The organism is Arthrobacter sp. SAFR-179, from assembly GCF_059414945.1.
Genome location: NZ_JBPFDM010000003.1, coordinates 104,819 through 128,747 on the forward strand (window position 1 = coordinate 104,819; position 23,929 = coordinate 128,747).

Sequence of the window (23,929 nt, forward strand, 5' to 3'; positions counted from 1 at the left end):
CTAGAGACTGCTGACTGCTAAACGTTCGTGGGCGCGGGCGCGTGCCCATCTCTCAGCATCCAGTACTGATTCCACCGTCAGCCCTGAGGAACCTGAATGTTCGCTGAGCACACTGTCCACGGTATCGACAATGTCGGTGAACCGGATGCGGCCGGCGTGGAAGGCGTTGACGGCCTCCTCATTGGCCGCATTGAACACGGCAGGGAAGGTGCTCCCCTGCCGTGCGGCGTCCTTGGCAAGGCCGACGGCAGGAAAGGCTTCGGCGTCGAGCGGTTCGAAGGTCCAGGTGGCGGCCTGCGTCCAGTCGCAGGCGCTGGCGGCGCCGGGCACCCGGGCCGGCCAGCCAAGCCCCAAGGCGATGGGCAGCCGCATGTCAGGCGGCGAGGCCTGCGCGATGGTGGAGCCGTCAACGAACTGGACCATGGAGTGGACGATGGACTGGGGATGCACCACCACGTCGATGCGGTCCAGCGGGATATCGAACAACAGGTGCGCCTCGATGACCTCCAGGCCCTTGTTCACCAGAGTGGCGGAGTTGGTGGTGACCATGGGGCCCATGTCCCAGGTTGGGTGGGCCAGCGCCTGCTGCGGGGTGACGGCGTGCAGTTCCTCCCGGCTCATGCCCCGGAACGGACCGCCGGAAGCGGTGAGGATGAGCTTGTCCACCTCATCCCCGGTACCTGAGCGCAGGCACTGGGCGATTGCGGAGTGTTCCGAGTCCACCGGCACGATCTGCCCCTCATGCGCTGCGGCCTTGACCAGGCTGCCGCCAACGATCAGCGACTCCTTGTTGGCAAGGGCAAGGGTGGCTCCGGATTTGAGGGCCGCCAGCGTGGGTGCCAGGCCGATGGAACCGGTGATGCCGTTGAGCACCACATCCGCCTCCACGGCGGCGATCCGCGCGGAGGCGTCAGGGCCGGCCACGATCTCCGGACGGTACCCTGGACGGCCTGCAGCTGCCGCGGCCTCGCGGATCAGCGCTTCCAGCCTGCCGGGGTCTCCACCGGCAATTCCCACCGCCGCCGCACCGGTGTGGACAGCCTGCCGGGCCAGGAGCTCCAGGTTGCCGCCGCCGGCACTGAGCGCCACCACCTCGAACAGGTGCGGGGCGGCGTCGACGACGTCAATCGCCTGGGTGCCGATGGAACCGGTGGATCCGAGGATGACGATTCTGCGTGGCTGCATTGGTTAAGTATCCCGCACCCTGCCCTGCGTGCTTGCGCCCGTGGCCTGCTGCAATGCCCCGACCGGCCTTGACCGGGGCACGGCCGGGCGTAACGTGGATTGCGTGGACTGGCTCGCCTGGTTTGATGCGCCGGAGTACGAATTTGCCCGGCAGGTGCTGCAGCGTGGCGTCGCTGCACTGTATTTCGTTGCGTTCCTGTCCACGCTGAACCAGTTTCCCGCCCTGCTCGGCGAGCGCGGCCTCCTCCCGGTGCCCGATTTCCTGGCGGCATTCACCCGCCTGCGCCGGCCCACGTTGTTCCGCTGGCGGTATTCGGACGGGCTGCTTCGCGGGGTTTGTGCCGTCGGCCTGCTGGTGTCTGCGCTGCTCGTGGCCGGAATACCGCAAACGGGCCCGCCGTGGGTTCCACTGATTGCGTTCCTGGTCCTGTGGCTGCTGTACATGTCGATTGTGAACGTGGGCCAGACGTTCTACGGGTTTGGCTGGGAAATGCTGCTCCTGGAGGCGGGGTTCACCGTGGCGTTCCTGGGCTCCAACCAAACGGAGCCGCCGCGGAGCATCCTGATCCTGGTCGTGTGGCTGGTGTTCCGGCTGGAATTCGGGGCTGGAATGATCAAGATCCGCGGTGGCCGGGAGTGGCGGGACCTGACGGCGCTGTACTATCACCATGAGACCCAGCCGATGCCAGGTCCCCTCAGCCGGCAGGCGCACCTCCTTCCCAAGCCGCTGCACCGCATCGAGGTGGTGGGCAACCACATCGCCCAGCTGGTGGTGCCGTTCCTGCTGTTCGCTCCGCAGCCCGTGGCCGGCGTGGGGGCGGGGGTGGTTATTGTTACCCAGTTATGGCTGGTGGCCAGCGGCAACTTTGCCTGGCTGAACTGGATGGCGATCGTGCTGGCGTTCGCGGCCGTCAGCGATCCTGTGGCGCACGCGGTGATACCGGCCCTCCCGGCGGACTGGGACGCGGCCGTGGGAGGCCGGCAGGAGACGCCGCTGTGGTGGCTGGCCATCACGCTGGCGGCATCCGTCCTGTTGCTGGTGCTGAGCTACTGGCCACTGCGCAACCTCTTCTCACGGCGCCAGCTGATGAACGCCAGTTTCAACCGGTGGCAGCTGGTGAACGCCTACGGCGCGTTCGGCACGGTGACCAAGCAGCGGGTCGAGGTGGTGGTGGAAGGCACGCTGGACGATGACCCGGATGACAGCTCCGACTGGCGCGAGTACGGCTTCAAGGGCAAGCCCGGTGATGTGCGCCGGATTCCCCGGCAGTATGCCCCCTACCATCTGCGGCTGGACTGGCTGATGTGGTTCCTGCCGCTGCGTACGGTGCACGAGGAATGGTTCTACGCGTTCCTTGCCAAGCTGCTCGCGGCGGACCGGCAGATGCTGCGGCTGCTCAGGCATGACCCGTTCGACGGCGCCGAGCCGCGCTGGGTGCGCGTACGCACCTTCTATTACCGCTTCGCCACCCGGAAGGAGTTCCGGGAGACAGGAAACCGTTGGGTACGGACGCTGCTCTACGAGCCCATCCCGCCCACGTCCTTGCGCCGCCCGCAGAGACGGCAACGGTAGCTGGGCCGTGCGCTATGCTTTCGCAGCGGCGCGGCGGACGATTTCCTGGGCGTGCTTGAGGATGGGCCCGTCGATCATCTTCCCCTGGTACTGGAACACTCCAGATCCGGCTGACGCTGCGGCCTCCAGGAGGGCAGCAGCCGCGGCCACCTCGTCTTCCGACGGTGCGTAGGCTGTGCGGACCACCGCCGCCTGGCTGGGATGGATGCAGGCTTTTGAGCTGAAGCCCGAGGCCACTGCGTCGGCGGCTTCGACCGCCAGTCCGTCGAGGTCGGGGATGTTGGTGTAGACGGCGTCCACCGCTTCCTTGCCGTAGGCGCGCGCTGCCAGCAGGACGGCGGAGCGGGCATGCAGGGCCACGGCCCGGTAGCCGCCGTCGTCCTTGCGGCTGGATGTACCTCCCAGGCTGGCCAGCAGATCCTCGGCGCCCCACATCAGGCCCACCACGTTGGGAGCGGCGGCGATGGCCGGCGCATTGAGCACGCCCAGCGCCGTTTCGCAGAGCGCAATCACCTGGTAGCCCTCCAGCGCCTTGAGCTGTTCGGCCGATTCGGCCTTGGCCAGCATCACCGTGCGGTACGGGGTATGGGCCAGGCAGTGCAGGTCCTTTTCAAACTCCTCCGTACCAACGGGATTCACCCTGACGATGGTGCAGCTGGGCTCGAGCTCAGGTTCCACGCCGGTGGTTCCCAACTGGGCCAGGATGGCACCCCGGGCGCGCTGCTTGTCCGCCGGCGCCACGGCGTCTTCAAGGTCCAGGATCACCGCGTCCGCCCGCGCGGCCGCTTTCTGGTAGCGCTCCGGCCGGTCGGCGGGGCAGAACAGCAGCGCGGGGCCCATTACAAAAGTCATACCGGCATTGTCTCCTGTCCGGCGTCCTGCGCCTTGCCGTGGGCGTCCCGCGTCCACATCAGGCAGCTTCGGGTGGCCCGGGCCACCACCGTTCCGTCCTGGTTGCGCCCGGTGTGCTCCATGGTCACGATGCCCTGGCCGGGCCGTGACGACGAGAGCCGCTTGGCTGTGATGGCTGTCTCCGTGTAGAGGGTGTCGCCGTGATACAGGGGGTGCGGGAACGTGACGTCCGTCAGGCCCAGCTGGGCGATGATGGTTCCCTGGGTGAGCTGGGTGACCGACTGGCCCACCATGGTGGCGAGAGTAAACATTGAGTTCACCAGCCGCTGGCCAAAGGGCTGCCCGGCGCTCCAGGCGGCGTCCAGGTGCAGCGCCTGGGTATTCATGGTGAGCGTGGTGAAGAGGACGTTGTCGGTTTCGGTCACGGTGCGTCCGGGCCGGTGGGCGTACAGCACGCCTTCCTCCAGCTCATCGAAGTACAGCCCGCGCTGCTCGATGACCCTCCTGCCGCCGTCGTCCTCCTGCCGGGAACCCGGACCGTTTCGGTCAGTCATACGGTGAGTTCCCGGTCTTCCTCGAACAGGTCCGCGCCGGTGGCCGCCACCACGTCCTCGGCAGAGACATTGGGGGCCAGTTCCCGCAGCACCAGGCGCGAAGCGCCGTTGTCCTTCAAGACATCAATGACGGCGAGATCCGTGATGATGCGGTCCACACAGCCCTTGCCGGTCAGCGGGAGTGAGCATTGCTGGACGATCTTCGGGTTGCCGTTGCGGTCCACGTGCTCCATCATCACGATGACCCGCTTGGCACCGAACACCAGGTCCATCGCCCCGCCCATGCCTTTGACCATCTTGCCCGGGATCATCCAGTTGGCCAGGTCCCCGTTGGCGGCCACCTCCATGGCGCCCAGGACGGCGAGGTCCACGTGGCCGCCCCGGATCATGCCAAAGCTTGTTGCCGAATCGAAGAACGCGGCGCCCCGGTTGACCGTCACGGTTTCCTTGCCGGCGTTGATCAGGTCCGGATCCACCGCGTCCTCAGCGGGGTAGGGGCCGACGCCGAGGATTCCGTTCTCGGAGTGCAGCACCACCTCCACTCCGTGCGGAATGTAGTTGGGGATCAGGGTGGGCATCCCGATCCCAAGGTTCACGTACTGGCCGTTGCGAAGCTCCCTGGCCACCCGTGCGGCGAGCTCGTTCCGGGTCCAGCCCTTGGCACCGGTCCCGTCCGGCGGTGTCTCATGCTGTTGTCCTGCCGCCCGGCGGTATTCAGGGCGGACGCCTTCTGGCCGCGGCGCGAAGGGGCTGTTCGGGTCCATGGCTAAGCTCCTGCCTGCTGGTTGGTGCCGCGCTCCCGTGCCGGGGCCAGCGCCACTGTCCGCTTTTCGATCCGTTTCTCCCCGTGCGCGGCCAGGACCACCCGCTGGACGAAGATGCCGGGGGTGTGGATATGTTCGGGGTCCAGCTCGCCGGGCTCCACCAGTTCCTCCACCTCGGCAATGGTGATCCTGCCGGCCATGGCGCACAGGGGGTTGAAGTTCATGGCGGTGGCGTGGAACACCAAGTTGCCGTGGCGGTCGCCTTTCCAGGCGTGGACCAGCCCGAAGTCAGGGGTGAGGGATTCTTCCAGGACGTAGTCCACTCCCCCGAAGGACCGCACTTCCTTGGGCGCGGAGGCAACCGCAATGCCGCCGTTGGCGTCGTACTTTTGCGGCAGGCCGCCGTCGGACACCTGCGTGCCCACCCCCGCCTTGGTGTAGAACGCCGGGATGCCCGCCCCGCCTGCCCGCAGCTTTTCGGCCAGCGTGCCCTGCGGCGTGAGCACCACTTCGAGCTCACCGGCCAGGTATTGGCGCGCGAATTCCTTGTTCTCGCCCACGTAGGAGCTGATGGTGCGGCGGATGCGCCCGTCCCGCAGCAGGATGCCCAAACCCCAGTCATCAACGCCGCAATTGTTGCTGACGGTTTCCAGGCCGGAGGTGCCGGCCCGGTGCAGGGCGTCGATCAGGGCAACGGGAATTCCACAGAGGCCGAATCCGCCCACCGCAAGCGAGGCGCCGTCCGGGATGTCTGCAACCGCTTGGTCAGCGCTGGCAACAACCTTGTCAATCATCAGTGATCCTCTCAGGCCGGCTACAGCCCCAGGTTCTAAAGACCCAGTTCGCGGGCGATCAGCATCAGCTGGACCTCCGTGGTGCCTTCCCCCACTTCAAGGATCTTGGAGTCGCGGTAGTGGCGTGCCACGGTGAACTCGTTGATGAAGCCATAGCCGCCGAATACCTGGGTGGCATCCCGCGCGTTGTCCATGGCCGCCTCGCCTGCGACCATCTTAGCGATGGCCGCCTGGGTCTTGAACGGCTTGCCGGCAAGCATCCGGAACGCCGCGTCGTAGTACGCCAGGCGGGCGGTGTGGGCCCTGGCTTCCATCCGTGCGATCTTGAAGGAGATGGCCTGGTACTTGCCGATCTGGTGTCCAAAGGCGCTGCGTTCCTTGGCGTATTTAACCGACAGATCCACGCAGCCCTGGGCGGCGCCGGTGGCCAGCGCGGCGATGGCGATGCGGCCCTCATCGAGGATGGACAGGAAGTTGGCATAGCCGCGGCCTTCGGCGCCCAGCAGGTTCGCTTCCGGCACCCGGACGTCCTTCAAGGTGAGGGGGTGGGTGTCCGAAGCGTTCCAGCCCACCTTGTTGTACGGCTTTTCCGCCTTGAAGCCCGGCGTGTCGGTGGGCACCAGGATGGTGGAGATCTCCTTTTGAACGCTGCCATCCGCGCGCTCCTTTTGCCCGGTGACGGCGGTGACCGTGACCAGCCGGGTGATGTCCGTTCCGGAGTTGGTGATGAACTCCTTGTTGCCGTTGATGACCCAGTTCCCGTCCTCACGCCGGGCGTGGGTCTTGGTCCCGCCGGCATCCGAACCGGCCTCGGGCTCGGTGAGGCCAAAGCCGGCGAGCGCCTGGCCGGACGCCAGCATGGGCAGCCACTCCTGCTTCTGATCCTCCGTGCCGAAGCGGTAGACGGGCATCGCACCGAGGGACACGCCGGCTTCCAGGGTGATGGCTACGGACTGGTCCACCCGGCCCAACTGCTCCAAGGCGAGGGCCAGGGCGAAGTAGTCCCCGCCCATGCCGCCGTATTCCTCCGGGAAAGGCAGCCCGAAGAGGCCCATCTCCGCCATCTGCTTCACCACTTCGTAGGGGAAGCTGTGCTCTTCGTCGTGCTTGGCCGATACCGGGGCGACGACTTCGTCGGCGAATTCCCGGACGGTGTTGCTGAGGTCCTGGTATTCCTCGCTGAGTTCAAAACCGGACATGTCAGGCTCCTTCGCCTTGGTCTGCAGCAGTGTCTGATGCTGTGTCTGATGGTGTTTCTGTACCGGAAATTTTTGTGTCGGCGGCAGCGGGATGGATGGTGGCCAACACCTGGTCGGCCTTCACCAGGTCGCCCGTACGGGCCGTCAGGTGCACGGTCCCTGCCAGCGGAGCCACCAGGTGGTGCTCCATCTTCATGGCCTCCACGGACACCAGGACCTCCCCTGCCTGGACCGTGTCCCCGTCAGCCACCGGGACGGCCACGACGGTTCCGGGCATCGGCGAGCGCACCTCCGGGTCGGCTGCCCCTTCCTGCCGCTGGACGGCTGCCAGCACGCGTCCCAGCCGCCCCTCCCGGGTCAGGACATCGAGGCGGCAGGACCAGCCGTCGCTGCCGAGGTAGAGCTGTGTGGGGCCGGCGGGCACAGGGTTGTCCCAGGTTGGGGCGGCGGCTCCGGAATACACTGGTGCCAGCCGGTAGGCGTGGCGCCCGCCGTCCAGGTCGAGTTCGATGCTTTTCCGGCCGGACCACTGCAGCGAGGCTGCCTGCCGCGGACCGCCGTCGACGGCGACCACAACTTTGTCCCCCGCGTTGGGACTGCCGGTGACCTGCACGGTCACCACGCCGCCGTCGGGCGTTCCCAGGCTGACGCGGCGGGGCGCCGGCGCTCCGAGGCGCCAGCCAGTCCTGCACTCCCAGGGCCCGCTCGCCGTGGCGGGGTTGTTTTGTGCGTCCAGGGACAGCACGTAGAGCGCGGCGGCCACCAGTTCGGGGTTGTCGATGCGTCGGAAATCCAGCCCGGGCAGCTTCCGCTCAATCAACCCGGTGTCCAGGTGCCCTGCCTGGACGTCGGGGTCATTGACCAGGAGCCGCAGGTACTCGACGTTGGTCTCGATGCCCAGCGCCGTGTAGCCGGACAAAGCCTGGTCCAGCGTGGACAGCGCCGCAGCGCGGTCCCCGGCCCAGGCGATCACCTTGGAAACCATGGGATCGTAGTGGGCGGACAGCTCCAGGCCTTCCACCAGGGATGAGTCCACCCGGACCCGGCCCTGGGCCGTCTGGGTCTCGTTGCGTGCGGGGGCGCTGGGCCGCTGCGCCGGCCCGGGCAGCTCATCGAGCACCAGCACGGTCCCGGTGGACGGGAGGAAGTTCTTCTCGGGCACCTCGGCGTAGACCCTGGCCTCCACGGCGTGGCCGGTCAGCTCCACGTCAGCCTGCCGGACGGTCAGCTCCGCACCCGCGGCGATCCGAACCTGCCATTCCACCAGGTCGATGCCGGTGACCATCTCGGTGACCGGGTGTTCCACCTGCAGCCTCGTGTTCATCTCCATGAAAAAGAACTCGTCCGGTGCGTCATCGGAGACCAGGAACTCAACGGTCCCCGCACCCACGTACTTCACGCTGCGGGCCGCGTTGCAGGCGGCCTCACCGATCCGGGCGCGCACGTCGGGTCCGTTGGGAAGGCCCTCCAGCAGGGGTGACGGGGCTTCCTCGATGACCTTCTGGTGCCGGCGCTGCAGGGAGCATTCGCGCTCGCCGAGGTGGATGACGTTGCCGTGGGCGTCCGCCAGCACCTGGACCTCGATGTGCCGCGGGGTGGTCACCAGGCGCTCCAGGAACAGGGTGTCGTCACCGAACGCGGCGGCGGCCACGCGGCGCGCCGTGGCCAGGGCGGCGGGCAGGTCGGCCGCTTTGTCGACGGCGTGCATCCCCTTGCCGCCGCCGCCCGCGGACGGCTTGATGAGCAAGGGAAAGCCGACGGCGGCAGCGGACTCGATCAGTTCGCTGTCCGTCATGCCTGGCTTGGCAATGCCGGGGACGACGGGCACGCCGTACCCTGACACGTGGTTCTTGGCGCGGATCTTGTCACCCATGACGTTCAGCGCTTCAACGCCCGGGCCGATGAACGTGATGCCGGCTTTCTCCAGGGCCCGGGCGAAGTCCACGTTCTCGCTCAGGAAACCGTAGCCGGGGTGGACCGCTTCGGCCCCGGACTGCCGGCAGGCCTCCACGATGGCGTCGGTGTTCAGGTAGCTTTCGGTTGCCGCGGCGGGGCCGATCCGAACGGAACTGTCGGCTTCGCGCACGTGCCGGGCGCCGGCGTCGGCATCGCTGTAGACGGCCACCGAACGGATGCCCAGGTGCCGCAGCGTGCGGATGACCCGGCAGGCGATTTCGCCGCGGTTGGCCACCAGTACGGTGCTGAAGAGGGGCCTGCCGTCCACCGCCGCGGCGGCTGCCGTGCTGGTGGTTGCTGCGTTGGTTTGCATGGTCATTCCAGGCTCACATCCGGAAGAGGCCGAAGGAGGTCTCCGGCAGGGGGGTGCGGGAGACGACGTCGAGGGCCAGGCCCAGGACGGTGCGGGTATCGGCGGGATCGATGACGGCGTCGTCCCAGAGCCGGGCGGTGGAGTAGTAGGGGCTGCCCTGGTCCTCGTACTGCTGCCGGATGGGCGCCTTGAAGGCTTCCTCGTCATCCGCCGGCCAGTCCTCACCAGCTGCTTCATACTGGTCCCGCTTCACGGTGGCCAGCACGCTGGCGGCCTGGTTGCCGCCCATCACCGAAATCCTGGCGGCGGGCCACATCCACAGGAACCTCGGCGAGTAGGCGCGGCCGCACATGGAGTAGTTTCCCGCCCCGAAGGAGCCGCCGATCACCACGGTCAGTTTTGGCACCCGCGCCGTGGCAACGGCCGTCACCATCTTGGCGCCGTTCTTGGCGATGCCGCCCTGCTCGGCGTCCCTGCCCACCATGAAGCCGGAGATGTTCTGCAGGAACAGCAGGGGAATACCGCGCTGGTCGCACAGCTCAATGAAGTGCGCGCCCTTGAGCGACGACTCGCTGAACAACACGCCGTTGTTGGCCACAATCCCCACCGGGTGCCCGTGGATCCGGACGAATCCTGTGACCAGGGTGGTGCCGTAGTCTTTTTTGAACTCATGGAACAGGCTGCCGTCCACCAGCCGGGCAATAACCTCGTGGACGTCATAGGGCGCGTTGACGTCGGTTGGCACGGCACCATAGAGCCCCTCCGGATCCACGGCGGGTTCGACGGCGGGTTCCACCTGCCAGGCGGGCGCGGCGGGTGGCGGGAGGGTGGAGACGATGTCCCTGACGATCTGCAGGGCATGCTCGTCGTTTTCGGCGAGGTGGTCCGTCACGCCCGAGACCCGGGAGTGCACCTCGCCGCCACCCAGTTCCTCGGCAGTGACGATTTCCCCGATTGCCGCCTTTACCAGGGGCGGTCCGCCCAGGAAGATGGTGCCCTGGTTCCGGACGATGACGGTTTCATCGCTCATGGCAGGGACATAGGCGCCGCCGGCTGTGCAGGACCCCAGCACGGCAGCGATCTGTGGAATCTTGGCGGCCGAAAGCCGCGCCTGGTTGTAGAAGATCCGGCCAAAGTGGTCCCTGTCCGGGAAGACCTCGTCCTGCTTGGGCAGGAAGGCCCCGCCCGAATCCACCAGGTAGATGCAGGGAAGCCCGTTCTCCAGGGCGACCTCCTGGGCGCGGAGGTGCTTCTTCACCGTCATGGGGTAGTACGTGCCGCCCTTGACCGTGGCGTCGTTGGAGATGACCAGGACCTGCCGGCCGTGCACCAGGCCGATGCCGGCGATGACTCCAGCCCCGGGAGCCTCGTCGCCATACATCCCGTTCGCCGCCAGGGGTGCGATCTCCAGGAACGGGCTGCCCTCATCCAGCAACTGGTCGATCCGGTCCCGCGGCAGCAGCTTGCCCCGCGCCACGTGCCGGTCCCTCGACTTTTGCGGGCCGCCCAGGGCTGCATCCGCCAGCCTCTTCCGCAGTTCCCCGGCGAGCGCCAGCTGCGCTTCCCGGTTGGTGCGGAAGGCCTCGCTTGCGGGGTCAAGCCGGGTGGCCAGGGTCTCCATTGACGATCCGTCCTTGTCTGTGCCGGGCCGGCTTTCCCGCCAACTCGGTTAGTGACTAATAACTGAAATTCAGGTTAGTCTCGATTAACTGTGATGTCCAACATAGGGCTGCCTTGGTAGAATCTGCGTCGGTCCGAGGAGGAAAAGTGTCCAGCAATACTGTGCAGCCGGTACCTGCCGCCCAGCCCGTTCCAACCACCCAATCCGTTCCAACAACCCAGCGCGGCAAGGCCAAGGAGAACCGGCGACAGGCCTTGCTGTCCGCTGCGGCTTCACTGTTCGCGCTGAACGGCTTCAACCGCGTTTCGCTGGAGGACCTCGGCGCGGCGGCAGGGGTCAGCGGCCCCGCGGTCTACCGCCACTTCCCCGGCAAGCAGGCTGTCCTGGCCGATCTCCTGGTCACCGTGAGCCAGGAACTGCTCGACGGCGGGCGCCAGATGGTGGACACCGCGCCGGATCCCCTGGCCGCCCTGCGGCGGCTGGTGGAGTTCCAGGTGGACTTCGCACTCAGCAAGCCGGATGTGATCCGGGTGCAGGACCGTGACTTCAGCAATTTGTCGGAGCAGGACCAGTCCACGGTGCGCACCCTGCAGCGCAGCTACGTGGAGGTGTGGGTGGACATCCTGGCCAAGGTCCACCCAGGAACAGATGCGGCTGAGCTGCGGATGCGTGCCCACGCCACGTTTGGCCTCATCAATTCCACGCCGCACTCGGTCCGGAGCCATGGCAGGAGGCTGGCGGCTGGAGCTGCCCGCCCCCTGCTCGAACGGATGGCACTTGCAGCGCTGATGGTGGACAGCGCGCCCGCCATCTAGCTTTGGAGCCGGCTGCTAGACCATCGTGAGGACCATTCCCGGTTCGGCCAGGATGGCTCCGACGTCGGCCAGGAACCGGGACCCCTGCTCACCGTCCACCAGGCGGTGGTCAAAGGACAGGCTCAGCGTGAGCACTTGGCGCAGCGCCACCTCGCCCTTGTACTCCCACGGCATGGTCCGAACCGCGCCCAGGCCAAGGATCGCCGCCTCCCCGGGATTAAGGATGGGCGTCCCCGCGTCAATGCCGAAGACGCCGATGTTGGTGATGGAAATGGTGCCGCCGGTGAGGTCTGCGGGCGTGGTCTTGCCTGCCCTGGCCGTATCTGCGAGCGCCGTCAGCGCCTGGGCCAGCTGCGGGAGCGCCATGGCGTCGGCGTCCTTGATGTTGGGGACCGTGAGTCCGCGGGGCGTGGCCGCTGCAATGCCCAGGTTCACGTAGTTGAAGGTGACAATCTCCTGGTTGTCTTCGTCCCAGCGGGAATTGAGAGCCGGGTTCCGCCGGAGGGCCACCAGGACAGCCTTGGCGGCAAGCGTCAGCGGGCTGAGCCTGGCTCCGGCGAAGTCCCTGCTGTTCTTGAGTTTTGCCAGCAGCTCAAGGCTGGGCGTGACATCAACGGTGAGGAATTCGGTGGCATGCGGCGCGGTAAAGGCGCTCTGGACCATCGCCGCGGCAGTGTGTTTGCGCACGCCCTTGATGGGAGTCCGGGTCTCCCGCTCCCCTGGCCGGGTTCCACCGGTGACGGTCACCGGCCCGGCAGGTTCTCCTGCATGCCCCGCAAAACCCTGGACGTCTTCCCGCGTGATCAGCCCGCCGGGACCGGTGCCGGTTACCTGTGTGAGGTCCACGCCCAGGTCCTTGGCCAGCTTCCGGACGGGAGGCGTGGACCGGGGGCGCTCTGCATGGTGATCTTCGCCCGGCCTGCTCTCGATGGAGCCGGGGTGGACGGGCCTGGCTTCCACGGGCTCAACCGAGTCCTGCAGGATCCCGGCTGGCTCCACCGGGGCGAGGTTCCGCTGCCGCCGGGCGGGCCGGCCGGAAGCTTCCACGACGGCGCCGTACCCCACCAGGTTTGGTTGCCGCTTCGGGCTCTCGCCAGTGTCCGGCGTTTCCCCGGCGGACTCCCCCTTCACGGGCGAAAAGGCGCCGGACCCTTGTGATGGTGACGCGCCGTCGTCGTCCGGCACCTCGAAGGAAACGATCGGTTTGCCCACCTCCACAACGGAACCGGGCTGTTCGTGGAGTTCCTTGATGACGCCGGCGAACGGCGACGGGAGCTCCACCACCGCCTTGGCGGTTTCAACTTCGGCGATGACCTGGTTCAAGCTGACGGTGTCGCCAACGCCCACTTTCCAGCTGAGGATTTCAGACTCTGTGAGTCCCTCGCCCAGGTCGGGGAGCCGGAATTCCTTGATCATGGTGGCGCTCATCCTTCCAGCCCGCTCAGGGAATTGGGGCGGCCCAGGGCACGGTCCACGCCGTCCAGGATGCGGTCCAGGCCCGGCAGGTGGTGCATTTCCAGCTTGGAGTACGGGTAGGGAATGTCGAAACCGGTCACCCTCACCGGAGCCGCCTCGAGGTGGTAGAAGCACCGCTCGGTAATGCTTGCGGCCACTTCCGCCCCCAGACCGCCGGATTGCGCGGCCTCGTGCGTCACCACCAGGCGGCCGGTCTTCCGCACAGACGCCACCACGGGCTCATAATCCACGGGGGCCAGCGAGCGCAGGTCAATGACTTCAAGGGAGATGCCCTCGTCGGCTGCGGCGGACGCGGCGTCCAGGGCCGTCTTGACCAGGGGGCCATAAGCCACCAGGGTCACGTCGCTGCCGTCGGTCAGGACCCGGGCCTTGTCCATGGGCAGGGCGGAACGCGGATCCACGGACTCGTCCACTTCGCCTTTGTCGTGGTAGCGGCGCTTGGGCTCGAAGTACAGCACCGGGTCGTCGCACGCGATGGCCTGCTGGATCACCGTGTAGGCGTCCTGCGGGTTGGCCACGGTCACCACCCGCAGGCCCGAGGTGTGGGTGAAGTAGGCTTCCGGCGATTCCGAGTGGTGCTCCGGTGAGCCGATGCCGCCGCCGAACGGGACCCTGATGGTGATGGGCATCCTGACAGCGCCGCGGGTGCGGTAGTGGAGTTTGGCCACCTGGCTGACGATCTGGTCGAACGCAGGGTAGATGAAGCCGTCGAACTGGATTTCCACCACGGGACGGTAGCCGCGGTAGGCCAGGCCCACGGCGGTTCCCACGATGGCGGACTCCGCGAGCGGGGTGTCCACCACCCGGTGCTTGCCGAAGTCTTTTTGCAGGCCGTCCGTCACCCGGAACACGCCGCCCAGGGTACCGATGTCCTCGCCGAGGAGGACCACCTTGGAGTCGTTTTCCAGCGACTTGCGCAGCCCGGCATTAATGGCACGGGCAAAGGTCAACTGGGTCATCAGCGTGCACCTTCCTTGGAAACGGCTCCATCGGGGTCGCCGAAGGACGCCAGGTAACGGGCGTAGTGGTCCTGCTGGCGTTCCAGCCAGGAATTGGGCGTGCTGTAGACGTGCTTGAAAATGTCCATTGGCTGAGGTTCCGGCATGGTGGTGCAGCCGCGGCGCATTTCGGAGGCGACAGCGTCGGCTTTGGCCTTGACCTGCTCCTGCAGTTCCGCGGTCAGGATCCCCTTCCGGTCCAGGAGGCCGGCAAGCCGGGAAATGGGGTCCTTGGCGGCCCAGTCCTCCAGTTCGTTGGCGTCCCGGTAGCGGGTGGGATCATCGGCGGTGGTGTGCGGGCCCATGCGGTAACTGACGGCTTCGATGAAGGTGGGGCCGCCGCCCCGGCGGGCCCGGTCCAGTGCCAGCCGGGTGGCAGCCATGACCGCCAGGACGTCATTGCCGTCCACGCGCAGGCTGGGGATGCCGAACCCGGTGGCCCGGTCCGCGAGCTGGATGTGGGACTGCAGGCGCACGGGCTCGGAGATGGCCCAGTGGTTGTTCGTGCAGAAGAACACCACGGGGGCCTGGAAGCTGGCGGCGAACACCATGGCCTCGTTGACGTCGCCCTCGCTGGTGGCTCCGTCACCGAAGTAGGTAACGGCCACCGCGTCCGCGCCGTCATTCTGGATCCCCATGGCGTAGCCCGTGGCGTGCAGTGTCTGGGCGCCAATGATGATCTGCGGCGTTGCCATGTTGATGCCGTAGGGGTCCCAGCCGCCGGACGCATTCCCCCGCCACACCCGCAGGAGGTCCGTCAGGTCAACCCCGCGGCAGTACGCCACGCCGTTTTCACGGTAGCTGGAAAAAACAAAGTCATCCGCCCGCAGCGCCCTGCCGGACCCGATCTGCGCTGCCTCCTGGCCCAGCAACGGGGGCCACAGAGCCAGCTCACCCTGCCGCTGCAGGGCCGTTGCCTCCACGTCGATCCGGCGGATGACGGTCATGTCCTCGAAGAGGGAGCACAACTGATCGTCGGTAATGTCCCTGACCCAGAAATCGAACTCCGGGTGGCTGATGCGCTCACCCTCCGGGGTGATCAGCTGGAGGAGATCCGGTCCTTTTACATCAGGGGTTGCTGTGATTTCGGGGGTTTGTGCGCCGCCAGGGCCCGTTTCGTCTGTAGACACGATTGCCGCAACCTTCGTACGTCGTTGACCCGTGGTTTTCGGACTTTTGGCCCTGCCGCCACCGGCCTTCCGGGCGTCATTGCCCCAGATACTGTGACCCTACTCACAATGCCCATCGGGTACAACCACTGCGGATCATGTTGAGCAGAATGCCCTATCTGGCTCCCGAACACCGTGCTAGCGTTGCGCATTATGCGAGCTTTGGATGGCACTGACACCCGCCTGTTGGCAGCACTCGCGCAGGATCCGCGCCGCACCGTCGTGGCACTCGCTCAGAAGCTGGGCCTGTCCCGCAACACGGTCCAGGCGCGCATGGCCCAGCTCGAGAAAAAGCATGTCTTCCTGTCCTTTGAGCGGCGCATCAATCCAGTGGCGCTGGGGTATCCGCTCATGGCCTTCATCTCCGTCCACGTTCAGCAGCAGAAGCTCGGGCAGCTCGCGGAGGAGATCGCCGCCATCCCCGAGGTCCTGGAGGGTTACGGGCTGACGGGATCAGCGGACCTGCTGCTGCGCGTGGTGGCCAGGGATGCCGAGGACCTGTTCAGGATCAACGGCAAAATCCTTGCCTGCGATGGCGTGGAGCGGGCTGACACCGCATTGGCCATGGGTGAGCTGATCCCCTTCCGGGTGCAGCCCCTGCTGGACCGCGGTTCAGAAGGGGCATAGTTCAGAAGGGGCACAGTTCAGAAGGGGCACACGAGTCCGCCCGGCCTTTTCCGCATGTGCTGCTTCAGGCACGACGGCGGCGGACGGGGTTATAGGCTTGGTTGCAGTCATCGCCGGGCCGGGAAAGGCCGGGCCAGTACGCCGGCGCCGCAGCGCAGTTCCCGAAAGGCCCCACTTTTGAGCAGTTCCCAGGATCCGTACCAGCAGGGCCGGACGGGCTACACACCACAGCAGTTGCCGTCGCCGGCGGAACAGCCCGCCCCGTTCGGACTGCCGGGGGAACCGCCCCGGCAACGGAACCGGCGGAAGCTGTGGATCATTCTTGGCAGCATCGGCGGGGTGCTGCTCCTGGTGATCCTCGGCGTCGTCATCCTGGTGAATGTGGTGGGCAGCGCAACCAACCAGGCCAGGGTCCTCGCCGACGACTTCACCAGGAAGGTCATCGCCGGCGACACCTCCCGAGCCTACGACGAATACCTTGACCCCGCCCTGCAGAAGCAGCTCTCCAAGGAAGCCTTCATCTCCGGGGTGAAGAGCCTGGAGATGGACAGCTCCTGCCAGCCCGCGTACAACGACCTTAAGGTGTCCACTGAGAACGGGGTGAAGTCGGCCGAGGTGGTGGGCCAGATCAGCTGCACGGGCAAGAAGGTGGACCTGGCATACCGCTTCGAAGGCAAGGACCGGCTGCTCATGACCAACATCAAGCTGCGGCCGGCGGCCTAGCCGGGCGGAGAAGTGGAAAGGGTACTGATCTTTTTACCCATCCACCCGCGTCCATGAACCGAATCGCTTCCGAGGGTCCCACCCGGGGGCCCGTTGGTCCGGCGGGAACTGTTGCCCGCCCCATCGGAAGGAATTGGCCATGCGCAACTCACCCAACCGCCTCGTCGCCACCATTTTCGGAGCCGTCTACCTCTTGGTGGGCCTGCTGGGCTTCGCTGTCACTTCCGGCGTCGGTTTCACCGCCACTGAAGGCGCGAACCTGATCATTTTCGAAGTCAACCCCCTGCACAATGTCATCCACCTCGCTATCGGTGCCGCGCTTCTTTTTGCCGGGCTTCGGGGGACGGACAGCGCCCGCACGGTGAACGCGACGGTGGGCGCCGTCTACCTCCTGGTGGGCATCGTGGGACTGTTCCTGCTGAACTCGCCGCTGAACATCATCGCCCTGAACGGCGCCGACAACGTCCTCCACCTCGCCAGTGCCGTACTCCTCCTCGGCGTGGGCCTGTCCCTGGACAAGTCCCCCGCCGCTGCCCGGGCCTAACCGTGGCGACGCCGGGAATGGCATCGCTCCGGCCCGCTGCACCGGCCGGCCGGGGCGCGCCACCGCCTCTGACAGGCGTGCCGGAGGTCCAGGTGTCGCAGGCCGGCCCTGCCGTTCGTCTCTTCACCGGGTTCGCGGGCTTCGGGGCAGGATCGGTCAATCTGGCCCTCTCGTCGAGTGTCTTTGCGGCATCAGCGGGACCTGCGGCGCCACCGGCCGTTTTTGCCGGCGTGCTGGCCGGCGCCTGGGGACTGGCCCTGCTGGCCGGCGCCGTGGTGTTCCTGGCCAGGGACCGGCTGGCCGGCGGGCCCTGGGCGCGGAACGTGCTGGCCGGCGCGGCCGCCATCCATCTGGCCGCGATAGCATTCACGCCGGTTAACACGGCCGCCTCCAACCTGAGCCTGACGCAGCTTTCGGCGCTGCTGCTCACGCTCATGATCATTGCGTCGCTCGGGTGGCTCCAGCGGGCCGCCGTCCGGCAACGCGGTGGTGGGCAGGCCGATGAACGGCAACTGGTTCGCGCTGCTCCGGCGGGGACGGGAGTGCGGCCTGGCCGGCTCCTGCTGGCAGCTTTCGCCGGCGCCGTCCTGGTGGCAGGAATAACGACGCCGGGCCTCGCCGCTTCCACGGCCGGCCAGTATGCCGTCCCCCACGGTGGCCACAACAACCTGGTGCCGGGCGGCCACCACCAGCCCTGAACCCTCCCGGGGGAACCTGGCGAGGGCCCACGGAAAGAGCCTCCAAGCCGCGGTTTGCGGCTGGAGGCTCCTCCCGTTTTACGCCCGTGCGGCCGGCCTATCGGTTAGCGGTCCACGTATAGCGGTCCAGCTATCAGTGGTCCACTGCCTTTTCGGCTCCGATGCCCGTGAGCGAGCGGACTTCCATTTCGGCCTGCTTGGCGGGATCCTCCTTCTTCTTGTCCAGGGTGGTCCCCAGCCAGCCCAGGAAGAAGGCCAGCGGAATGGACACGATGCCCGGGTTGCTGAGCGGGAAGAGGGCGAAGTTGGCGCCGGGGATCATCGAGGTCTTGGCTCCGGAAACCACCGGGGAGAACACGATGAGCAGGATCGCCGAGGCAAGGCCGCCGTACATGCTCCACACGGCGCCCTGGGTGGTGAACTTCCGCCAGAACAGGGAGTAGATGATGGTGGGCAGGTTGGCTGACGCGGCGACGGCGAAGGCCAGCGCCACCAGGAAGGCCACGTTCTGGCCGTTGGCGAAGATACCGCCCAGGATGGCCAGGATGCCGATCACCACCACGGTGCGCCGTGCCACCCGGACTTCAGTGGCGGCGTCTGCCTTGCCCTTGGCGATGACGTTGGCGTAGATGTCATGCGCAAAGGAAGCGGCGGCCGTGATGGTCAGGCCGGCCACCACCGCCAGGATGGTGGCGAACGCCACCGCGGAGATGAAGCCGAGCAGCAGCGGGCCGCCCAAGTGGAAGGCCAGCAGCGGCGCGGCCGAGTTAACTCCGCCAGGGGCGCTCTTGATCGTGTCGGCCCCCACCAGCGCGGCGGCGCCGTAGCCCAGCACCAGCGTGAAGAGGTAGAACAGGCCGATCAGCCAGATGGACCAGACCACTGACTTGCGGGCTTCCTTGGCAGTGGGCACGGTGTAGAAGCGCATCAGCACGTGCGGCAGGGCTGCCGTACCCAGGACCAGGGCCAGGCCCAACGACATGAAGTCCAGCTTGGAGGTGTCCGACTTGCCGTACTGCAGGCCCGGGTTCAGGACCGCAGGATTGTTGGCCGTCTCCACGGCGCCGCCCAGCAGGGCGGAGAGGTTGAAACCGTAGATGGCGAGGACCCACAGGGTCATGACGGCGGCGCCGGCGATCAGCAGCATGGCTTTGATGATCTGGACCCAGGTGGTGCCCTTCATGCCGCCGATCAGGACGTACATGATCATGAGGGCGCCGACGACGATGATCACCAGTGCCTGGCCGCCCCAGTCGCTGATGCCGAGCAGGAGGGAAATGAGGCTGCCCGCGCCGGCCATCTGGGCCAGCAGGTAGAAGAAGCAGACGGCCAGCGTGGAGATGGCTGCCGCGATCCGCACGGGGCGCTGCTTCAGCCGGAAGGAAAGCACATCGGCCATGGTGAACTTGCCGGTGTTGCGGAGAAGTTCAGCCACCAGCAGCAGTGCCACCAGCCAGGCCACCAGGAAGCCGATGGAGTACATGAACCCGTCATAGCCGTTGATGGCGATGGCGCCGGTGATGCCCAGGAAGGATGCTGCCGACAGGTAGTCACCGGCGATGGCAGTGCCGTTCTGCGAGCCGGTGAAGGAGCGGCCGGCGGCGTAGTAGTCGGCGGCGGTCTTGTTGTTGCGGCTGGCCCGGAACACGATCACCATGGTCACGGCCACGAACAGGCCGAAGATGCCCATGTTCAAAAGGGTGGTGTCCTTGAGGGCGGCGACGTCCACCGCAGCTGGAATTGCGATCATTTGTTGGCCCCGCCCACTCGGTTTCCGTCCTTATCGAATTCGTGGCCCTCGATCTCATGCCTGATTTCGGAGGCGATGGGGTCCAGCTTCCGGTTGGAGTAGTGCACGTACCAGCCGGTGATGGCGAAGGTGGAGATGAACTGGAGCAGGCCCAGGATCAGGCCGACGTTGATGTTGCCCCATACCTTGGTGGACATGAAGCCCACCGCGTAGTCCGCGAGCAGAACGTAGGCGAAGTACCACAGCAGGAAGGCCACTGCCATGGGGAAGACAAAGCTGCGGTGACGCTTGCGCAATTCCTGGAACTGCCCGGTCGACTGGACTTGTTCGAAGTCCACGGACGCCGCTGCGTCCGGAGTATGGGCATCGTGACCCATCGTTCCTCCTCATTGAGATGTGACACCAATCACTCTGCCGTCCGTTGGCCTGTCCGTTCCATAACCTGGCCGTCCACGGTCGCTCAACGGTTGCGATGCTGCGCCTAACGGCACCCGCCGCTACGCTGGGCACCATGCCGGACTCCCCCCTCCTCACCGCTGCGGCCGTTGCGGTGATCGCCATGGCCATCGCCGTCGTCGTCGGCGTGGGCCTGAAGGTGCTCCGCTCCTTCAGGGAGCTGGGCACCGACGCCGAACGCGCCACCTACCACACGCTCCATGCGGCCTCCCAGGCCGGGCAGCACCTGCGCCGCGGCCTGAACCCGGCCGGGGCGGCGAAAGCCAGCCGTCAGCTGCGCGCCCTCCTGGCCTGCGACGCCCTGGCCATTACGGACACCTCGGGCGTACTCGCCTGGGACGGGGGCGCCGAGGACATCAGGCCGCGCCTGATGGAACTCGCTGCCGGGGTCCTCGCCTCGGGCCGGACAGCCGTCCTGTCAGCAGGCGGCGATGGGACCGGTGGCCGCCTTGCCGGCGTCATCGCCCCCGTACGGGCGGGCACGCGGATCGTGGGCGCCGTGGCCGCCTTCGCCCCTTCCGCGGGGGCAGGCCTGGTGAGGGCCACGGGGGAAGTGGCTGACTGGGTGGCGGTCCAGGTGGAACTGGCCGAACTGGACGCCTCCCGGACCCTGCTGATGGAGGCGGAAGTCCGGGCCCTGCGCGCCCAGATCAGCCCGCACTTCATCTACAACTCACTCAATGCCATCGCGTCCTTCATCAACACCGATCCGGAGCGGGCCAGGGAACTGGTGGTGGAGTTCGCCGATTTCACCCGCTACTCGTTCCGAAGGCACGGCGACTTCACCACCCTCGCCGAGGAGCTGCGCTGCATTGACCGCTACCTGCTCCTGGAGCGGGCCCGGTTCGGTGAGCGGGTCCAGGTCAGCCTGCGGATCGCGCCCGAGGTACTGGGCACCGTCATCCCCTTCCTCAGCCTGCAGCCGCTGGTGGAGAACGCCGTCCGGCACGGGCTTGAGGCCAAGGCCGGGCCCGGACACATCACCATCACTGCGGAGGACGCCGGCGCTTTCGCAGAGGTCACCATCGAGGACGACGGCGTGGGGATGGATCCGGAGCAGCTCCGGTCGGTGCTGGCGGGCCACGCCGACGGGGACCACGTGGGGCTGAGGAACGTGGACGCCCGCCTCCGCCAGGTGTATGGCAACGACCATGGACTGGTGGTGGAGACGGCGCCGGGCGAGGGAACGCTGATCACCATGCGGGTGCCAAAGTCCCAGCCGGGGCACGATGCGTGAGGACGGCACTGCAGCTGGAAGTACCCTAGGAGAATGATTAACGTCCTCGTCGTTGATGATGAGCTGCCCGCCGTTGAGGAACTGGCCTTCCTGCTGGGCAGGGACGAACGCATCGGAAAAGTGCTGCGGGCCACGTCCGGCGCCGAAGCGATGACGGCCCTGTCTGCCGGAAGCATCGACGCTGTCTTCCTGGACATCCACATGCCCGCCGTGTCCGGCCTGGACATCGCCGGCGCCATTGCCCGGATCAGCAATCCGCCGGCCGTTGTTTTTGTCACCGCTGACGAGGACCACGCCCTGGCGGCGTTCGAACTCGCCGCCGTGGACTACCTTCTCAAGCCGGTGCGCGCCGAGCGCCTGGCCCGTTGCGTGGCGCGGGTGTGTGAACTGCGCGACGGCGGTGCGGCACCTGAGATGATCACCGTTGACCAGGGTGGAACCACCAGGATGATCCGCCGGGACGACGTCACGTACGTCCAGGCGCAGGGTGACTACGCGCGCCTGCACACCGCCGATGCCAGCTACCTCATCCGGGTGCCGCTGGCAGATCTTGAACAGCAGTGGGCGGACGCCGGCTTCATCCGCACCCACCGCTCCTACCTGGTGGCGTTGAAGCATGTGTCCTCGATGAAGCTGGCGGCAGACGGGCCGCGCGTCACGGTGGCCGGTGCGGGCCTTCCCATCAGCCGGCGGCATCTGCCCACCGTGCGGGAGAAGCTGGAGGCCACCAGGATCAGGCCGCAGGCATGACCCGCGTCCGCGTCACCGCCCCCCTTGCATCCCCCCGGTCGCCGGTGGCCGTAGGGCGGAGTCCGCTTGAGTCACGCGAAGCCGCTCAGGATTCCGAAGTGGGACAGGTGTTCGTCCGCTCCCTGATCAGGTCGCAGCTGCGGCTGGCCCTGGTGGTGGCTGGCGGCTTCCTGCTGATCCTTGCCGCGTTCCCGTTGATCCTGGTGGTGGTTCCGGGCCTGGCCGAAACCCGGATCGCCGGTATCCCCTTCGGCTGGCTCCTGCTGGGCGCCGGCATGTACCCCGTGATCGGGCTGAGTGCGTGGCTGTACGTCAGGACGGCGGCCCGCAACGAGGCCCGGTACCGCGACCTTGCCGGTGAGCAGTGAGCCGCCCGTGAATGCCGGGGTAGCCATAACAGCGGTTGCGGTGGTGTCCCTCGCCACCGCCATTATCGGTTTCTACGGGCTGCGGATCTCACGCACCACGGGTGACTTCTACGTTGCCTCGCGCACTGTCCGGCCATGGTGGAACGCGTCCGCCATCGGCGGCGAGTACCTGTCCGCCGCAAGCTTCCTGGGCGTGGCCGGACTCATCCTGCTGTCCGGGACCGACGCACTCTGGTTCCCGGTGGGTTATACGGCCGGTTACCTGATGCTGCTGCTCTTCGTCGCCGCCCCGCTGCGGCGTTCGGGCGCGTACACCATCCCGGACTTTACGGAGTCCCGGCTTTCGTCCAGGACGGTCCGCAGGGTCACCAGCGTGGTGGTGGTCATGGTCGGGTGGCTCTATATCGTTCCGCAGCTCCACGGCGCCGCGCTCACCATCCAGATCTCCACGGGACTGCCGTCCTGGGTGGGATCAGTGGCTGTCGTGGTGGTGGTGTGCCTGACGGTGGTGGCGGGCGGGATGCGGTCCATCACCTTTGTCCAGGCGTTCCAGTACTGGCTCAAGCTGACGGCCCTGGCCGTGCCCATCCTGTTCATCATCTTCGTGCTGGCCGGGAACGGCACCGAGCCGCAGTCGCTGCCGGCGGTCAATCCCACGGACCTGGCCCCGGCCGGGCTGTACCAGAATGTGTCCCTGCTGGTGGCGCTGCTGTTCGGGACCCTGGGGCTGCCCCACGTGCTGGTGCGTTTCTACACCAATCCGGACGGCCAGTCGGCCCGGCGCACCACGCTGATCGTCCTGGGCCTGCTGTCGGTGTTCTACCTCTTCCCCACCGCCTACGGCCTGGTGGCCCGCATGTACGCGCCGGGCCTGGCCCGATCGGGACAGCCGGACGCAATGGTCCTGCGGCTGCCCGGCGAACTCGTGGGCGGGCTGCCGGGGGACCTGCTCTCCGCCCTGGTGGTGGCAGGCGCCTTCGCCGCCTTCCTGTCCACAACGTCCGGCCTGGTGGTGTCCCTTGCCGGCGTCATCAGCCAGGACGTCCTGGGCGGCAGCGTCCGCGGGTTCCGCCTCGCCGCCGTCGTGTCCGCCGTCGTCCCCCTGGGTTTTGCCTTCATGACCGGCTCCCTGGCACTGGCCGGCAGCGTCGGCTTGGTGTTCGCCTTCACGGCCTCCACGGTATGCCCGGTCCTGCTGCTTGGCATCTGGTGGCGCGGCCTGACGGATACCGGGGCCATCGCCGGGATGCTGACGGGCGGCCTGCTCTGCGGAGGGGCCATGATTGTGGGCTCCCTGTCCAGTGCGGGCCTGTCCGGTTCAGGCCAGACCCCGGCCTGGCTCGCGCAGCCTGCGGCGTGGAGCGTTCCTGCCGCCTTCGCCGTCATGGTCATCGTGTCCCGGGCCACCGCCCACCGGATTCCCGCCACGATGCCGCGCACCATGACCCGCCTCCACACCCCGGAACGGCCGCTGGCAACCGAACGGGGATCGGGAGGACAATAACGC

23 protein-coding genes are annotated in these 23,929 nt (G+C 67.1%); 10 read left to right on the top strand and 13 right to left on the bottom strand.

Translation table 11 applies throughout. From position 1 onward, the window contains the following. On the bottom strand, positions 1–1,185 hold the full coding sequence (gene dxr, locus ACR65K_RS07420) for a 1-deoxy-D-xylulose-5-phosphate reductoisomerase (RefSeq protein WP_440152024.1): 1,185 nt from the start codon (positions 1,183–1,185) through the stop codon (positions 1–3). Between the two features lie 103 nt (positions 1,186–1,288). Here dxr and ACR65K_RS07425 point away from each other — a divergent pair, with 103 nt between their 5' ends. Further along, positions 1,289–2,758 carry a lipase maturation factor family protein gene (locus tag ACR65K_RS07425; RefSeq protein ID WP_440152025.1) on the top strand — a complete coding sequence of 490 codons (1,470 nt, stop codon included), beginning with the start codon at positions 1,289–1,291 and terminating at the stop codon, positions 2,756–2,758. Between the two features lie 12 nt (positions 2,759–2,770). On the opposite strand, the gene ACR65K_RS07430 is transcribed toward ACR65K_RS07425, so the two are convergent. The 7 genes from ACR65K_RS07430 to ACR65K_RS07460 are packed head-to-tail and all read right to left on the bottom strand — an operon-like array spanning position 2,771 to position 10,811. Next, the gene (locus ACR65K_RS07430; protein ID WP_440152026.1) at positions 2,771–3,610 is read right to left on the bottom strand and encodes an HpcH/HpaI aldolase/citrate lyase family protein; all 840 of its coding nucleotides are present in this window, start codon (positions 3,608–3,610) and stop codon (positions 2,771–2,773) included. Further along, positions 3,607–4,164, bottom strand: a complete 558-nt coding sequence (locus ACR65K_RS07435; protein ID WP_440152028.1) for a MaoC family dehydratase — start codon at positions 4,162–4,164, stop codon at positions 3,607–3,609. Before ACR65K_RS07435 ends, ACR65K_RS07430 begins: the two co-directional genes overlap by 4 nt. Next, positions 4,161–4,928, bottom strand: coding sequence for a CoA transferase subunit B (locus tag ACR65K_RS07440; RefSeq protein ID WP_440152029.1), 768 nt, complete (start codon positions 4,926–4,928; stop codon positions 4,161–4,163). Before ACR65K_RS07440 ends, ACR65K_RS07435 begins: the two co-directional genes overlap by 4 nt. Positions 4,929–4,930: 2 nt before the next feature. Continuing rightward, entirely contained in the window at positions 4,931–5,722 is a 792-nt protein-coding gene (locus ACR65K_RS07445) for a CoA transferase subunit A (RefSeq protein WP_056338487.1), read from the bottom strand. Between the two features lie 35 nt (positions 5,723–5,757). Beyond that, positions 5,758–6,921, bottom strand: a complete 1,164-nt coding sequence (locus ACR65K_RS07450) for an acyl-CoA dehydrogenase family protein (RefSeq protein ID WP_440152030.1) — start codon at positions 6,919–6,921, stop codon at positions 5,758–5,760. A gap of 1 nt (position 6,922) precedes the next feature. Continuing rightward, positions 6,923–9,190, bottom strand: a complete 2,268-nt coding sequence (locus ACR65K_RS07455; protein WP_440152032.1) for an acetyl/propionyl/methylcrotonyl-CoA carboxylase subunit alpha — start codon at positions 9,188–9,190, stop codon at positions 6,923–6,925. Between the two features lie 13 nt (positions 9,191–9,203). Beyond that, entirely contained in the window at positions 9,204–10,811 is a 1,608-nt protein-coding gene (locus tag ACR65K_RS07460) for a carboxyl transferase domain-containing protein (protein WP_440152034.1), read from the bottom strand. A 161-nt stretch (positions 10,812–10,972) separates the two neighbouring features. On the opposite strand from ACR65K_RS07460, the gene ACR65K_RS07465 reads away from it, so the two are divergent. After that, complete coding sequence (locus tag ACR65K_RS07465) at positions 10,973–11,626, top strand: SACE_7040 family transcriptional regulator (protein WP_056338749.1); 654 nt, start codon at positions 10,973–10,975, stop codon at positions 11,624–11,626. Between the two features lie 15 nt (positions 11,627–11,641). On the opposite strand, the gene ACR65K_RS07470 is transcribed toward ACR65K_RS07465, so the two are convergent. The 3 genes from ACR65K_RS07470 to pdhA are packed head-to-tail and all read right to left on the bottom strand — an operon-like array spanning position 11,642 to position 15,230. Then, positions 11,642–13,054, bottom strand: a complete 1,413-nt coding sequence (locus ACR65K_RS07470; RefSeq protein WP_440152035.1) for a dihydrolipoamide acetyltransferase family protein — start codon at positions 13,052–13,054, stop codon at positions 11,642–11,644. Further along, entirely contained in the window at positions 13,051–14,061 is a 1,011-nt protein-coding gene (locus ACR65K_RS07475) for an alpha-ketoacid dehydrogenase subunit beta (RefSeq protein WP_440152036.1), read from the bottom strand. Before ACR65K_RS07475 ends, ACR65K_RS07470 begins: the two co-directional genes overlap by 4 nt. Beyond that, positions 14,061–15,230: a pyruvate dehydrogenase (acetyl-transferring) E1 component subunit alpha gene (pdhA, locus tag ACR65K_RS07480; RefSeq protein ID WP_440152037.1), complete on the bottom strand. Its 1,170-nt coding sequence runs from the start codon at positions 15,228–15,230 to the stop codon at positions 14,061–14,063. Before pdhA ends, ACR65K_RS07475 begins: the two co-directional genes overlap by 1 nt. 192 nt (positions 15,231–15,422) lie before the next feature. On the opposite strand from pdhA, the gene ACR65K_RS07485 reads away from it, so the two are divergent. The 4 genes from ACR65K_RS07485 to ACR65K_RS07500 all read left to right on the top strand — a co-directional run bounded on the left by ACR65K_RS07485 (position 15,423) and on the right by ACR65K_RS07500 (position 17,861). Next, complete coding sequence (locus tag ACR65K_RS07485; protein WP_056338506.1) at positions 15,423–15,896, top strand: Lrp/AsnC family transcriptional regulator; 474 nt, start codon at positions 15,423–15,425, stop codon at positions 15,894–15,896. Positions 15,897–16,073: 177 nt separating this feature from the next. Continuing rightward, complete coding sequence (locus ACR65K_RS07490) at positions 16,074–16,619, top strand: hypothetical protein (RefSeq protein WP_440152038.1); 546 nt, start codon at positions 16,074–16,076, stop codon at positions 16,617–16,619. A 139-nt stretch (positions 16,620–16,758) separates the two neighbouring features. Beyond that, positions 16,759–17,163: a DUF4383 domain-containing protein gene (locus ACR65K_RS07495; protein WP_440152040.1), complete on the top strand. Its 405-nt coding sequence runs from the start codon at positions 16,759–16,761 to the stop codon at positions 17,161–17,163. A gap of 77 nt (positions 17,164–17,240) precedes the next feature. Next, entirely contained in the window at positions 17,241–17,861 is a 621-nt protein-coding gene (locus ACR65K_RS07500; protein ID WP_440152042.1) for a hypothetical protein, read from the top strand. Positions 17,862–17,994: 133 nt separating this feature from the next. Here ACR65K_RS07500 and ACR65K_RS07505 read toward each other — a convergent pair whose 3' ends face one another. Continuing rightward, a complete protein-coding gene (locus ACR65K_RS07505; protein WP_056338514.1) occupies positions 17,995–19,611 on the bottom strand; it encodes a monocarboxylic acid transporter in 1,617 nt (538 codons plus the stop codon). Beyond that, the gene (locus ACR65K_RS07510; RefSeq protein WP_440152043.1) at positions 19,608–19,988 is read right to left on the bottom strand and encodes a DUF485 domain-containing protein; all 381 of its coding nucleotides are present in this window, start codon (positions 19,986–19,988) and stop codon (positions 19,608–19,610) included. The genes ACR65K_RS07505 and ACR65K_RS07510 overlap by 4 nt, the downstream gene beginning before the upstream one ends. A gap of 134 nt (positions 19,989–20,122) precedes the next feature. On the opposite strand from ACR65K_RS07510, the gene ACR65K_RS07515 reads away from it, so the two are divergent. The 4 genes from ACR65K_RS07515 to ACR65K_RS07530 are packed head-to-tail and all read left to right on the top strand — an operon-like array spanning position 20,123 to position 23,926. After that, positions 20,123–21,304, top strand: coding sequence for a sensor histidine kinase (locus ACR65K_RS07515; RefSeq protein WP_440152044.1), 1,182 nt, complete (start codon positions 20,123–20,125; stop codon positions 21,302–21,304). A 33-nt stretch (positions 21,305–21,337) separates the two neighbouring features. Next, on the top strand, positions 21,338–22,054 hold the full coding sequence (locus ACR65K_RS07520; RefSeq protein ID WP_440152045.1) for a LytR/AlgR family response regulator transcription factor: 717 nt from the start codon (positions 21,338–21,340) through the stop codon (positions 22,052–22,054). Then, the gene (locus ACR65K_RS07525) at positions 22,051–22,422 is read left to right on the top strand and encodes a DUF485 domain-containing protein (protein ID WP_440152046.1); all 372 of its coding nucleotides are present in this window, start codon (positions 22,051–22,053) and stop codon (positions 22,420–22,422) included. The genes ACR65K_RS07520 and ACR65K_RS07525 overlap by 4 nt, the downstream gene beginning before the upstream one ends. Before the next feature lie 7 nt (positions 22,423–22,429). After that, on the top strand, positions 22,430–23,926 hold the full coding sequence (locus ACR65K_RS07530; RefSeq protein ID WP_440152313.1) for a sodium/solute symporter: 1,497 nt from the start codon (positions 22,430–22,432) through the stop codon (positions 23,924–23,926). The last annotated feature ends 3 nt before the right edge of the window (positions 23,927–23,929 follow it).